The sequence below is a fragment of the Rhizobium acaciae genome, assembly GCF_025941625.1.
Lineage (GTDB): Bacteria > Pseudomonadota > Alphaproteobacteria > Rhizobiales > Rhizobiaceae > Rhizobium > Rhizobium acaciae.
In genome coordinates, this window is the sequence record NZ_JAPCZO010000019.1 from 85,740 (window position 1) to 98,201 (window position 12,462).

The following is a 12,462-nucleotide window of genomic DNA, read 5'->3' on the forward strand; positions in this document are numbered from 1 at the left end:
GCGAGGCTCGGGCGCTCGGTCCCCTAGTGCTTGAACACCTGCTTCCAGTCGGCCTTCATGTCGACGACGGTCCAGCCGGCGATGGAGGCGGCATCCAGCGCCTTGTCGAGACGGCCGAATTCGGTATCGCGGTCGTAGGCGTATTCGCGCTCCGCATCGGTATGATGGATCAGCACGCCGAGCCTGGCGGGCCCACCGGCCATGGTCGTCCATTGCAGCATTTGGAGGTCTCCGTCGGAATTGCCGAAGGCGGCAATCGGCCGGCGGCCGATATGCTGGTTGATCCCGACGGGTTTGCCGGCCTTGTCGTCGATGAAATTGACTTCGGGAAGCCGGAAAAGGGTCGGCGTGTCGTCCTGCATCCTGAACTCGGTCTTGATCGACGAGCCGATAACCTGCTCGGGCGGGATGCCGTATACCTCTTCCGCCCAGGGCCGCATCAGCTCGATGCCGCCGCCCGAAACGATGAAGGTCTTGAAGCCGTTGTCGCGGAGATAGGCGAGAAGCTCGATCATCGGCTGGTAGACGAGTTCAGTGTATGGCCGCTTGAATTTAGGGTCGCGCGCCGAAGCGAACCAATCGGTGACGACCTTCTGAAAATCGCTGGTGGTCATGCCCGCATGCGTGGCCATGATGAGCTCGACGAGGCCCTTTTCGCCGGATGCGGCGAGCGCCTTCATGTCGCCTTCGAGAACGGCCTTGAACGGCTGGGTTTCCTTCCATTCCGGATGCTGCGGAGCGAGCGCCTTCACCCGGTCCAGGGCGAAAGCAAGCTGCGTATACATCGGATGTTCGACCCAAAGGGTTCCGTCATTGTCGAACACGGCGATTCGCTCCGGTTCCGGGACGAAATCGGCTGAACCCGCTTTTGTCACCTTCTCGACGAAGGAGACAATCGCTTGCTTCGATGCCGTGTCATTCCACGAAGGCAGTGCGTCCGTTTGAGCGACTGCCGAGGCCGCGGTCAAAAGGCATAGCGCGGCGGCGAGCGCGGCGCCGCGGCAAAAATACAGGAAATTGCGTGCCGAAATCATGACGAAGCCTCCCATCGACCAACTTGCAGCGATCTTGAACTCGGAGATATAAGGCAGCCCCGAATCACACCGGGGCTGCCAAGGACTTAGTTTCCGGTCGGAGCGGTTATATTGACTCCCTCCTTGCCGAGCTGCTCACGAACCGACTCCAACATCTGATACTTGGAGAGTTCGATCGGGCCGTCGTATCCCATGCTCTGCAGCTTGCGCGGGGGGTACTCGACGTAGGTTTTCATGAGATCCTTGATCGCCGCGGAGATGGAGACCAATGTCCAGGTATGTTCGGTGTAGTTGTTCATGAAGACGTCGTAGCGTTCTTGCGGATCCTGCAGCAGATCGAACACCTGCGGCACGATGGCGACGTAGGACTGAGCACCCTTCCAGCCGAGATTCGTATCGACAGCCAGACCGCCCGTGGCCTGCCCATTGTCGCCGCGCAGATTGAACACGGCCTTGTAATTCCCGACCCGGGCAGCACCCGGCGTCAGTTCGTTCTCGGTGAAGTAGAACCAGTTCTTGCGGGCCGATTGTCCCGTCCCCAGGAGAATCGGGGTCATGTCGTAACTATCGAAGACGATCGGTTTGTCTTCGCGGTCCTTGGTGGGCAGCGGCACGCCGCCGGCCGCGGCGAATGTCGCCATCAGATCGAGGCCGCCGACGATGTCGTGATTTTTCACGTCCTGCTTGATCTTGCCGGGCCAGACAGCGATCGCGGGAACACGGTTACCGCCTTCGCGCACGGTGCCTTTCGTGCCGCGAAACGGTGTGTAGCCGGCGTCCGGATAGACGTCCTGCCACGCGCCGTTGTCGGTCGTGTAGAAAACCAGCGTGTTTCTGTCCATGCCGGTCTCACGCAGTTTGTCCATGATCCTGCCGATGCGAGTGTCGAGCTCCACGACGGAGTCGGCATACTTGCTCTTCGAGATCGATTTACCCTGGAACTCCGGGGCCGGCATGTTCGGCTGGTGAACTTTCATGAAATTGACGTTGATGAAGAAAGGCTGATCCGGGGTCTTTGCCGCTTCATCAAGAAAGCCCAGCGCCGCTTTCTCCACGTAGCCGTCGAAGAACGGAATGCCGACAACGCCTTCCTTGCCGTCGATCACGGGCGTATCGACATATTGCCCGTTGATCTTGAAGTCTTCCTTCACCTCGCCGCCGGCCTTGCCGGACAGCGAGCCGGTCGTCACCTTCTGGAACAGCGCGCGGGTTTCCGCATCCATATCAGGAAACCAGGTCGGGTCGGCATAGGTGTAGGCATTGAGATGATAGAGGCCGACATGCTTCATTTCGTCGTAGCCCTGGGCGATCGGAAGCGCGTAGTCCGCCTCCCCGAGGTGCCATTTGCCGGTGAAATAAGTGTGGTAGCCACCGCGTTTGAGAACGGAGGCGAGGGTCCATTCGGCCGCGGGTAATCCGCCGCCCTGGCCTTGAAAGGCGACCGTCGTCATGCCGCTGCGGTTGGGAATGCGTCCCGTCTGCATGGCGGCGCGGCCGGGCGTGCAGCTCGGCTGGGCGTAAAAGGAAAAGAAGGTCATGCCTTCGTCGGCCAGCTTGTCGATGCTCGGGGTCGGCATCCCGCGGCCTTCACCGCCGCCATAGGGCCCGAGATCGCCGTAGCCGGTATCATCCGAAACGATGAACAGGATGTTGGGTTTTCGTTGGGTGTCCTGCGCTTGCATGGGCGAGGCCGCGCACCAGAGAATGGTGGATGAAGCCAATGCTCCGATGCAGCGGATAAGGATTCTGCTGTTCATTTCAAATCCCTCCGTTGCCGTTCTGTTGAATGACGAAGCCGCTCGCGGCAAAGCGCCCCGATCGCATGCGTCGTTCAATTGGACCGCTTTGAAAATGACGATCCCGCCGGAGCTGCCTCCGGCAGGGTTGCGAGGCCGGGCGCATCTTTGCCCCGGCGCGCTGAACATTAGCGAATGCTTTCTTGCCCCGATATTGTACTTTAGGGAATCTCTGCGGTGGCAATCGAAAGTAGTGATGCCCAGATGACGCCGCATCAGGAAGCTGTTATTGTCGCCCGGCTTTGGGGGAAAGCAGATGGGCTTGGGCGAATGGTCAGGTCGATTATTCCGCGCTGCCTTTTTGTTGGCGGTGGTCGCCCTGGGTGTGTCCAGTCGTCAGGCAGCAGCCTCCGACACCTCGATTGCCATCATCGACCGGGTTCCCCGGGTCCTCGTTCTTTATCCCTATGATGAGAGGATCGCGGCGACGACCGCTGCCGGAGAGGCCTTGCGGGGCCGTCTGCTGGAAGCGACCAACGGCAAGATCGATCTGTTTTCCGAGTTCCTGGATCTTTCGCGGTTTCCGGAAGGCGATCATGTCGCGCGCATGGCTCGATATCTGGGCGAGAAATACGCAGCGCGTCGCCCCGACGTGGTCGTGGCCGTCGGCAGGGAATCGGCCAGCTTCATCGTCGAGAACCGCGGCACGATCGCTCCCGGCGCAAAAATCGTCGCCGCCGGTTTCGGCACCGCCACCGCCGAGAAGATCGCTTTGCCGGATGACGTGGTAGGAGCCTTCTCGACATTCAACATTCTCAAGACGGCCGAGATGGCCCGCGGCCTGCAGCCAGCTGCCCGCCACCTCTACATCGTCGGAGGCTCGTCCGACTTCGATCGGAGCTGGCTAGCGACTGCCCGCGCGGATTTAAAACAGTTCTCCAAATCCTACGATACGACGACCTTTCTGGAAGATCTGACGATCGACGAGTTCATCGAACGCGCGGCCCGCGTGCCGTCCGACAGCGTCATTCTGGCATTGACGGTCTTCAAGGATCGAACAGGGCGAAACTTCATTCCGCGCGACGCGATCAGCCAGATCGCGGCGACCGCCAGCGCGCCTGTCTACGGACCCTACCAGACCTACATCGACCATGGCGTCGTCGGCGGCAATACCGTCACATTCGATGCGCTGGGCCGGACCGTCGGCGATCTCGTCGTCGCTTTGATCGCCGGTAAGCCGGTCTCCGATCTCGAAGCGCCCCAGACCTATATCGCCGATGCCCGGCAACTTCAACGCTGGGGGCTCGCCGAAAAGGACCTGCCGCCGGACACGGTCCAGATGCACAGGGATAAAAGCCTCTGGGAGGAACACTGGGTCATATTGATGGCGGTGAGCGGCCTCCTGCTGGCGCAAGCCAGCATCATCGCGGTGCTGCTGCTCGAGCGGAGGCGCCGCCGCGATGCCGAGCGCAGCGCGCAACTTCATTTGCTGGAAGCCGTTCATCTCAACCAGTCCGCGACAGCCGGTGCGTTATCCTCGTCCATCGCTCACGAACTGAACCAGCCCCTCTCGGCCATTCGAAACAATGCCGAGGCAGCCTCGGTACTGCTGCGAAGTGCGAACCCGGATCACGAACTGATCCAGCAGATTCTCCTCGACATCCAGGAAGACGATCAGCGCGCGGGCGACATCATCAGCCGGATGAGAGGATTGCTCAAGAAGAGAAACGAGATCGATTGGCAGGAGTTCGATCTGAACGATGTCACGTCGAGCGCAATCCGCATCATTCACGGCGAGGCGGAACGGCGCGGAATTACGCTGACCTCAACCCAACCGCCGGGAGAGCTCCCGGTGCGTGCGGACAAGGTTCATGTGCAGCAGGTTATTCTCAACCTGGCGACCAACGGGATGGACGCCATGCTGAGCGCCGTCCCGGCTGGGAGAACGCTTAGCTTCGCGACGGGACTGGCAAACGAGAAGGCGGAGCTGCGGGTCTCCGACACCGGAGACGGCATTCCCGAAGAGAGGCTGATCCGCATCTTCGACCCGTTCTATACCACCAAGCAGGCGGGTACTGGGCTTGGGCTTTCCATAGCCCGCGCCATTCTCGAAACCTATGGCGGCACCATCTGTGCCGGCAACCGCCCCGAAGGAGGCGCGGTCTTTCGCGTGGCCCTGCCGCTCTCCCACAGGGAGGAGCGATCGAGATGAAACCGATTGTCCATATCGTCGATGACGACAAGTCCTACCGGATGGCGACCGCAAGGCTGCTTTCCGCGCACGGCCTCAGGGTCGAAGCCTATGAATCCGGAGACCAGTTTCTCGCCCGCCTTCCCGCTTGCGAGCCGGGCTGTGTTCTTCTCGACCTCCAGATGCCCGGCCAGTCCGGCCTGCAGATCCAATGCCGGCTGCGCGAGCTGGCGCCGCTGTTACCGGTCGTGTTCCTCTCCGGGGAAGGAGACATCAAGTCAAGCGTCGAGGCGATGAAGGCGGGCGCCAAGGATTTTCTGGAGAAGAGTTCGACCACGGCGGCATTGATGGAAGCGATCGATCGCGCTCTCATCCAATATGAAAGACAGCGGGCAGAACACGACCGCCTTCAAGCCCTGCGTGCGCTGGTGGCGGGCCTCAGTCCGCGTGAGGCCGAAGTGTTCCGGTTCCTCATTCGCGGCTGCCTCAACAAGCAGATCGCTTATGCGCTCGGCGTCTCGGAGCGGACGGTGAAGGTGCATCGCCATCAGGTCATGGAAAAGCTTGGCGTACGCTCGCTGGCCGAGGCGGTGTCGATCGCCGCAAATATCGGCTTCGATCTCGGCCGCTAAAGACCATGACGCTTCAGCCGCGGCGACAGCAGGAGAGGGGTGGCCCGCCCTGAACTTCCATCTCGATGCGGGAAGTTGGGCATGCGGCTAGCAGCGGGGGCCGAAATCGCCGACCCGCTCAAAGGCATCGCCTCCTCACGCATGTTCGCGACTTGGCGGTGCGACATCCATGTCGATTAGACGACGCTTTGCCGAGAGGCCGGGAACCGCGGGTGCTGCCGATGTAATGGCAATTATCTCAGGTCCCAATAGGGCTGGCTTTGGCAGCCGCCCAAGGCATGGCTCAATGCGCTACGGAGTTCCGTGGTCAAACTCCTCAAGTGCCCCTTTGATCTCATGGAGGCACTCGCCGCATTCATTGCTCGTCACCCAGCGGCGGGCCTTTCCGCGTCAATCTGCAAGGGCGGGGGCAGCCCCAGACGTTCTGTCAGGCTCTGGAGGAGCGTGTCTCGAGCGGAGTTCTGAACGAGATCGATGGCAAGGGTGAGAGCGCGGCGGCCTTCGTTGCTATCGATCTCACAGTGGTTCTTTGTACACCACTGCCGAACCGCAGTGACGACGAGTTCGATGTCTTGATCGGGCAATGTAATGAGTGATTGAAGCATTTTCGATGCTCTCCAATGTCCGATAAGAGCGCCTTTTCACCCTCTGGAGCGACTCCAGGAGAGAAGACCGATATCGCTAGTGATGAGACGTTGACGACGGCGCATTGACCTTCAGCGAGTCAGGGCTATCAAACTTCATGATCAGCAGCGTGATCAGTTCCTCGCGCGTCCTGTGTCCTTGATTATAGAGGTCGACCACCGCGCTGCAAAGCAGCTGTGTTGACTGTTCCGTTGGCGTGGCGTGATGATGCCGGTACCAGGTACGAACAGCGTCCGTAAGCACATTCACGTCTTCCATCTGGAGTGAAGGATTGAACTCCATCATATCATCCTCCTACGCGCGCCCCTCCGGGTTAGTCTTGAGTTGAAGCTCGCGTTAAAAACTTAGTCCACTGACTTCTCGGTGCCAACCATCAGTGCGCTTCCGCACGGTTGCCGCGATCAGATCGGCACCGACGACGAATGCATGTCCAATGCGGTTGATCTGAACGCCGTGGAACGGCAAAATAAGCGACTTGTCCTGCCGGGCTTTGAAGGATTTCGAATGCCACGCTTCTACTTCAACATTCTGTCTGAGGCAGGATCGCTCGACGACTGGGAAGGAACCGAGCTTGCTGATCTGGATGCCGCTCGCATTGAAGCGGTGCGTGATGCTCGTGCATTGATGAGCAGTGCCGTTCTGCTTGGATATGACATTTCGTCAAGAAGCGTCGAGATCAGAAACGAAACAGGCGATATCCTGCTCGTGTTGCCTTTTTCGGAAGCGGTGAAGCGAGTAGGCTGATCTACCTGGCGCGGAGCGGAAGACCCAGCAACTTTTCATATTCGCGCTCCGGCACTCCATAGCAGCCACCGGCGATTTCGATCAATTTTTCCCTGTCCATTATTCGCACGTTTCCGCGGGTCGATCGGATGGCGTGGACGCCCTCAAGGACGTGTAGTTCATTGGTGACGCCCGAACGCCGCACACCGAGCATTAAAGCCAGAAATTCATGGGTAATGGCCAGGTTGTCGCCTTCAAGGCGGTCGTGACACATCAGGATCCACCGAGCCAGCCGTTCATGCATATTGTAGCGGGCGTTGGCGAGCGCCGAATGGGCGAGTTGCAGCACGGTCGTGTGAACATAGCGAAGGAAGAAATCCTTCATCTCGGGATCATCGGCGAGGGCGCGCTGAAACGTCTCCATCGGCACCATAATTCCCGACCCTGCGACTTGCATGAATGTGCGCGTGGGGGTGGTCTCTACTGCCAGGACGACGTGCATGCCGGATGCGCCCTCGCGCCCGATATGGCCAATTTCCACCACCTCCTCGTCGATGCTGCTGACAACCATGGATGCCAGGCCCCTTTCCAGGAAGCAGACATGCGTGGTCGGCAAGTCGTTATCGACGAGAGCGTACCGTAACGGCAGGTCGACCCGCTCCATCCCCTCCGATAGGCGTGCGAAGCGGTCCGCGCTCAACATTTTCAGCAGGGTATTTTCGACAGTCGATTGGTCAATGTGGGTCATAGAGGCTCCGCATGGGGAGCTTGGATGTCAAACCAAACGCCTGTGAGTTGGTGAAAAACTACGGGACGGCCGTTGGTTTGACCATAGGTCCCGAGGAACTGTGCGTTTATGACAAAACCGCACATAAGCCGCTGAAATTGTTGACGATCAGCGGCGAAAAAATCGGCAGCGATCTTTCGATACCGATCAAAGACCTTAGCACCTTTTGCCTCGGCATGCGCGCTCATTGCGAAAGGATGAGCGATTCACACTAGAAATATCTGCCTTTTGTGGAATTATTGACAGAAGTCGCAATCAATCTCGCCAGCCAAGTCGGCGGCAATGCGCTTCGGCGGTCAGGACGGCCGCCATTCGGTCGGCTAGATAGACCGTGACTCCGCGGAAACAGACGATAGCCATATCAGGCTCACAGGCCATTTTTGTTCCTGACCGCGCTTATTCCATCGAGATGTGCTCCTGTTCGAATGAAACAAGTGCCCGACACGGCCAACCCTTCCTTCCTGTGCGAACCGTCCGTTCCCAATTTGCCCCGTTTCGGCGGGGCTTCTTTTGGTGGACGGCGCGCAAAGGCGGAAGCAATCGATTTGATCTTCAGCACATGCCGCAGGGCGTCGACAGCCCATCGCACGCTGCCGGCGGGGTGATCGGGCTCCTTCCCCTTAGGACAATATCAATTGGCCTCCAACTGGCCTAAATTTGACCAGAACCGTTAATCTCTCATGTGTTCGAAAGAGGAGGGGGCATGAGGTGGAGAACCTTCGCCGCACGGTCGCTGTCGTCGATGATGACGCAAGCCTGCGGCGCAGCCTCGGGCGGCTACTCAACGCCTACGGTTTTCTTGCCGAGGAATATGCATCCGCGGAGGACTTTCTCGCTCGCGATCGGAAAAAGCCGATAGATTGCCTTGTCCTTGATATCGACCTCGGTGGCATGTCCGGCATTGATCTGCAACGCAGGCTGAAGGCCGAGGGGACAACCCTACCGGTGATTATCATCACGGCACTGGAAGCCGGCTCCGTGAAGGCGGAGGCGGAAAAGGTGGGATGCGTTGCTTATCTGCAGAAGCAATTTTCCGGAGCCGCGCTGATTGCGGCCATCAATAAGGCGTTGGATCTGTGAGCATTCATGATGACAGCCACCCGTGAGCTGGCGGCCGCCTTGGGAGTGCCGACAGCTTTTTGCGCCGACCTGCTTTAATTCCTCTCTCTCGTTTGATGTTGAGTGCCTCGAGATGAACCTTGCTCCTGCCAGCATCGGGGATAGTCCAGGAAAGTCTGGGCCCCGACCCTCCCTTAAGTGCAATAGCGCGGGTGCGTATTTGCGCTAAATTCTCAGAAGCAGCGAAACAGCCGACAACGTGTATGGGAGCGCCACGATGAACAGCAAGAGCAATCGGCAAGGTTACAACGCGACCCGTCGCCAAATCCTGCTGGCCGGCGGTTCGGCAATCGCTTTAACGGCATTCTGTCCGATCGCCGGCATTCCGGCGCTTGCCCAGGCAGGAGCAAAGAAGCCGAACATCCTTGTGATCTTCGGCGATGACATCGGCTGGTGGAACACCAGCGCCTACAATCGCGGGCAGATGGGATATCAGACGCCAAATATCGACCGTATCGCCGACGAAGGCGCGATGTTCACCGATCTCTACGCTCAGCAATCCTGCACGGCGGGGCGAGCGGCTTTCATCACAGGCCAAAGCTGTTTTCGCACGGGGTTGCTCAAAGTCGGGCTCCCCGGAGCCAAGGAGGGTCTGTCCGAGAAGGATCCGACAATCGCCGAACTGCTCAAGCCACAAGGGTACGTCACCGGCCAGTTCGGCAAAAACCATCTCGGCGATCGCAACGAATTTCTGCCAACCGTCCATGGCTTCGATGAATTCTTCGGCAACCTCTATCACCTCAATGCCGAGGAAGAACCGGAGAACCCCGATTACCCGAAGGATCCACAGTTTCTCGCAAAATTCGGACCGCGTGGCGTGCTGAAATGCAAAGCAAGCGAGACAGACGATCCGACCGAGGATCCCCGTTTCGGAAGAGTGGGCAAGCAGACGATCGAGGATACGGGACCGCTCACCAGAAAACGCATGGAAACCGTCGACGAGGAATTCCTAGGCGCCGCCAAGGACTTCATCGACCGCAGCGCAAAAGCCGAAAAGCCGTTCTTTTGCTGGTTCAATTCGACCCGGATGCATATCTATACGCACCTCAAAGCGGAGTCGAAAGGCAAAACCGGCTTGGGGATCGTTGCCGACGGCATGGCTGAATTCGACGGTATGGTTGGCCAGCTGCTCGACCAGCTGGATGATCTTGGTATCGCCGAAAACACCATCGTTGTCTGGACGACCGATAACGGCGCGGAGGTGTTTTCCTGGCCTGATGGCGGCACAACGCCGTTCCATGGCGAGAAGAATACCAATTGGGAGGGGGGCTACCGCGTGCCTGGGATGGTGCGCTGGCCGGGCGTTGTCAAACCGGGAACCGAGATCAACGAGATTGTTTCCCACGAGGACTGGTTGCCGACCTTGGTTGCCGCAGCCGGCGAGCCTGACATCGCAGCCAAGCTTCTGAGCGGCTATGAAGCGGCCGGCAAGACATTCAACGTGCATCTTGATGGCTACAATCAGCGCAACCTGTTTGACGGCACAGGGCCTGGGGCGCGCAAGGAGTACTTTTACTGGACTGATGACGGAAGCCTGGCGGGATTGCGCTACGACCGCTGGAAGCTGGTGTTTATGGAACAACGAGCAGAAGGGTTGGACGTGTGGCAGGATCCTCTGATCACACTGAGATTTCCGAAATTAATCGACCTGCGCGCCGACCCGTTCGAAATTGCCCAGCATGCGGCGGGTGACTATGCAAGATGGCGCGTCGAACATGCCTTCGCGCTGGTTCCGGCCCAGGCATACGTGGCCAAACATCTTCAAACATATGTAAAATACCCGCCCCGCCAGGCGCCGGGGAGCTTCTCGATGGATCATGTCCTTGAGAAACTCCAGCGGGGTGGCGGACAGTGATCCCGCTTTGATGAAGGCAAGGATGGCGCTAATTTTTCGGCGCCATGTGGACTAAGATCGGAAAAGACCGATGATTGTGAATGAGAGCGGGCAGGCAATCAGTATTCTCCAGCGGGCCAAGCAGGAGATAAAGGAGTACGTCTTCCTCTGCGCCTATCTCTCTGTCTGTTTCGCGGCCATCCTTCTCTACGAAATGGCAGTGCTCGGTGGTCAGGGTGTGGAATTTCTTGTGTTCGGGATACCCGCGCTCAAGGCCCTCATTCTCGGAAAGTTCATTCTGCTCGGTCATACGATCCGGCTGGGAGAGCGGTCAGACAGTTCGAGACTCGTCGGCGTCGTGGCCTACAAGGCGGCACTCTATCTTTCGCTGATCCTCGTTATGTCGCTTGCCGAAGAGTGCGTCGTTGGATTCCTCCATGGCCGGACGCTCTCGGTTGTGATCGCGGATATAGCCACTCGGCTACCCGAACTCCTGGCCATGAGTGCGATCATGCTACTGATATTAATCCATTATCTGGCTTCGAGGGAACTCGGAGTGGCGCTCGGCAAAGGGAGGCTTTGGAGTCTGTTCTTTCAACATCGCGAGCTGCGGTGAGCGCGGACGAAGGACGGTGAAGACGAGTTCTCTTCCAGATCTTGATCACAGCCACCAGCCAGGGCGATCGGGTGAAGGTCTCGCGAATGAATGATCAGTGAGGTTCGAAAGCGGGGCGAAGCCGTGTTGGAAAGACGAACCGTGAAAGCGCCCCCGAGCGGTCACATGCTATGGATCCCCGGCGGTGATTTCTTGATGGGCTCGGATCGCCACTATGCGGAGGAAGCCCCGGTACACAGGGTTCTTGTCGACGGTTTCTGGATGGCATGTCCGGTGACGAACCGGGAGTTTTCCGCCTTTGTCGAGGCGACCGGCTATGTGACCTCGGCGGAGCGGCCGGCCAACCCGGCGGATTATCCCGGCGCCGTCGCGGAGATGTTGGCACCATCATCGGTCGTTTTCATCAAGCCGAAGTCGCCCGTTGATCTGACGAACTACTACAAGTGGTGGAAATATGTGCGTGGAGCAAGCTGGCGGCATCCGCGGGGACCGGATAGCACGATCAAGGGGTTATTGGAGCACCCGGTCGTCCATGTCGCCTTCGAGGACGCGCAAGCCTATGCGGCCTGGGCCGGCAAGGAACTGCCGACCGAAGCAGAATGGGAGTTTGCCGCACGCGGCGGGCTTGAGGCGGCGGACTATGTCTGGGGAGAGGAAATGATGCACGGGGGTCGGCATATGGCCAACACCTGGCAGGGCGAGTTTCCCGTCCGGAACAGTCGGGAAGACGGTTTCGAGGGGACATCTCCCGTGGGGAGTTTTCCGGCCAACGGCTATGGTCTGTTCGATATGGCCGGCAATGTCTGGGAGTGGACGACCGACTGGTATCAAGAGCATGGCATGATCGACAGCCCGTGCTGCACAATCTCGAATCCCGTCGGCGCTGAACGATCCAACAGCTATGATCCGCGCCAACCGCAGATCAGCATTCCACGCAAGGTCATGAAAGGCGGTTCACATCTTTGCGCGCCGAATTATTGCCGTCGTTACCGGCCGGCGGCCCGCATGGCGCAACCCGTCGACACTGCAACTTGCCATCTGGGCTTCCGATGTATTGCCCGTGGATGAATCAGAAACATTCCGCCGGATGATGTCCACGTAGCGCATCCAGGCTCTCACGTGAAGGCGGAGGCTGAAAGGCTGGA

At 58.9% G+C, this 12,462-nt stretch carries 13 protein-coding genes; 8 read left to right on the forward strand and 5 right to left on the reverse strand.

Annotated elements, in window-relative coordinates:
* Positions 1-23: 23 nt before the first annotated feature.
* Positions 24-1,034, reverse strand: a complete 1,011-nt coding sequence (locus tag OLZ32_RS27150; protein ID WP_264423668.1) for an HAD family hydrolase — start codon at positions 1,032-1,034, stop codon at positions 24-26.
* 86 nt (positions 1,035-1,120) lie between these two features.
* Positions 1,121-2,791, reverse strand: a complete 1,671-nt coding sequence (locus tag OLZ32_RS27155; RefSeq protein ID WP_264423670.1) for an arylsulfatase — start codon at positions 2,789-2,791, stop codon at positions 1,121-1,123.
* 295 nt (positions 2,792-3,086) lie between these two features.
* Between OLZ32_RS27155 and OLZ32_RS27160 the strand changes: the two genes are divergently transcribed.
* Both OLZ32_RS27160 and OLZ32_RS27165 read left to right on the forward strand, forming a co-directional pair.
* A complete protein-coding gene (locus OLZ32_RS27160; RefSeq protein ID WP_264423672.1) occupies positions 3,087-4,982 on the forward strand; it encodes a sensor histidine kinase in 1,896 nt (631 codons plus the stop codon).
* Complete coding sequence (locus OLZ32_RS27165) at positions 4,979-5,593, forward strand: response regulator transcription factor (protein ID WP_264423674.1); 615 nt, start codon at positions 4,979-4,981, stop codon at positions 5,591-5,593. The genes OLZ32_RS27160 and OLZ32_RS27165 overlap by 4 nt, the downstream gene beginning before the upstream one ends.
* A 365-nt stretch (positions 5,594-5,958) precedes the next feature.
* Here OLZ32_RS27165 and OLZ32_RS27170 read toward each other — a convergent pair whose 3' ends face one another.
* Positions 5,959-6,198 (reverse strand): hypothetical protein, encoded by a 240-nt coding sequence (locus tag OLZ32_RS27170; protein ID WP_264423676.1) that lies wholly within the window; start codon positions 6,196-6,198, stop codon positions 5,959-5,961.
* A 76-nt stretch (positions 6,199-6,274) separates the two neighbouring features.
* Positions 6,275-6,523 carry a hypothetical protein gene (locus tag OLZ32_RS27175; protein ID WP_264423678.1) on the reverse strand — a complete coding sequence of 83 codons (249 nt, stop codon included), beginning with the start codon at positions 6,521-6,523 and terminating at the stop codon, positions 6,275-6,277.
* A 219-nt stretch (positions 6,524-6,742) separates the two neighbouring features.
* Between OLZ32_RS27175 and OLZ32_RS39455 the strand changes: the two genes are divergently transcribed.
* On the forward strand, positions 6,743-6,982 hold the full coding sequence (locus tag OLZ32_RS39455) for a DUF6894 family protein (RefSeq protein WP_406648968.1): 240 nt from the start codon (positions 6,743-6,745) through the stop codon (positions 6,980-6,982).
* 1 nt (position 6,983) lies between these two features.
* Here the strand turns inward: OLZ32_RS39455 and OLZ32_RS27185 are convergent, their stop codons facing one another.
* On the reverse strand, positions 6,984-7,709 hold the full coding sequence (locus tag OLZ32_RS27185) for a Crp/Fnr family transcriptional regulator (RefSeq protein WP_264423682.1): 726 nt from the start codon (positions 7,707-7,709) through the stop codon (positions 6,984-6,986).
* Between the two features lie 11 nt (positions 7,710-7,720).
* On the opposite strand from OLZ32_RS27185, the gene OLZ32_RS27190 reads away from it, so the two are divergent.
* The 5 genes from OLZ32_RS27190 to OLZ32_RS27210 all read left to right on the forward strand — a co-directional run bounded on the left by OLZ32_RS27190 (position 7,721) and on the right by OLZ32_RS27210 (position 12,385).
* Positions 7,721-7,963, forward strand: coding sequence for a hypothetical protein (locus OLZ32_RS27190; RefSeq protein WP_264423685.1), 243 nt, complete (start codon positions 7,721-7,723; stop codon positions 7,961-7,963).
* A 493-nt stretch (positions 7,964-8,456) separates the two neighbouring features.
* Positions 8,457-8,828, forward strand: a complete 372-nt coding sequence (locus OLZ32_RS27195) for a response regulator transcription factor (RefSeq protein WP_264423687.1) — start codon at positions 8,457-8,459, stop codon at positions 8,826-8,828.
* A gap of 256 nt (positions 8,829-9,084) precedes the next feature.
* Complete coding sequence (locus OLZ32_RS27200) at positions 9,085-10,722, forward strand: arylsulfatase (protein WP_264423689.1); 1,638 nt, start codon at positions 9,085-9,087, stop codon at positions 10,720-10,722.
* A gap of 70 nt (positions 10,723-10,792) precedes the next feature.
* Positions 10,793-11,317 (forward strand): hypothetical protein, encoded by a 525-nt coding sequence (locus OLZ32_RS27205; RefSeq protein ID WP_264423691.1) that lies wholly within the window; start codon positions 10,793-10,795, stop codon positions 11,315-11,317.
* A 165-nt stretch (positions 11,318-11,482) separates the two neighbouring features.
* Entirely contained in the window at positions 11,483-12,385 is a 903-nt protein-coding gene (locus OLZ32_RS27210; RefSeq protein WP_264423776.1) for a formylglycine-generating enzyme family protein, read from the forward strand.
* Positions 12,386-12,462: the final 77 nt, after the last annotated feature.

Coding starts and splice junctions, on each gene's coding strand:
- OLZ32_RS27150 (WP_264423668.1), bottom strand. CDS start 1,034: ATGATTTCGGCACGCAATTTCCTGTATTTTTGCCGCGGCGCCGCGCTC.
- OLZ32_RS27155 (WP_264423670.1), bottom strand. CDS start 2,791: ATGAACAGCAGAATCCTTATCCGCTGCATCGGAGCATTGGCTTCATCC.
- OLZ32_RS27160 (WP_264423672.1), top strand. CDS start 3,087: ATGGGCTTGGGCGAATGGTCAGGTCGATTATTCCGCGCTGCCTTTTTG.
- OLZ32_RS27165 (WP_264423674.1), top strand. CDS start 4,979: ATGAAACCGATTGTCCATATCGTCGATGACGACAAGTCCTACCGGATG.
- OLZ32_RS27170 (WP_264423676.1), bottom strand. CDS start 6,198: ATGCTTCAATCACTCATTACATTGCCCGATCAAGACATCGAACTCGTC.
- OLZ32_RS27175 (WP_264423678.1), bottom strand. CDS start 6,523: ATGATGGAGTTCAATCCTTCACTCCAGATGGAAGACGTGAATGTGCTT.
- OLZ32_RS39455 (WP_406648968.1), top strand. CDS start 6,743: ATGCCACGCTTCTACTTCAACATTCTGTCTGAGGCAGGATCGCTCGAC.
- OLZ32_RS27185 (WP_264423682.1), bottom strand. CDS start 7,709: ATGACCCACATTGACCAATCGACTGTCGAAAATACCCTGCTGAAAATG.
- OLZ32_RS27190 (WP_264423685.1), top strand. CDS start 7,721: ATGGGGAGCTTGGATGTCAAACCAAACGCCTGTGAGTTGGTGAAAAAC.
- OLZ32_RS27200 (WP_264423689.1), top strand. CDS start 9,085: ATGAACAGCAAGAGCAATCGGCAAGGTTACAACGCGACCCGTCGCCAA.
- OLZ32_RS27205 (WP_264423691.1), top strand. CDS start 10,793: ATGATTGTGAATGAGAGCGGGCAGGCAATCAGTATTCTCCAGCGGGCC.
- OLZ32_RS27210 (WP_264423776.1), top strand. CDS start 11,483: ATGCTATGGATCCCCGGCGGTGATTTCTTGATGGGCTCGGATCGCCAC.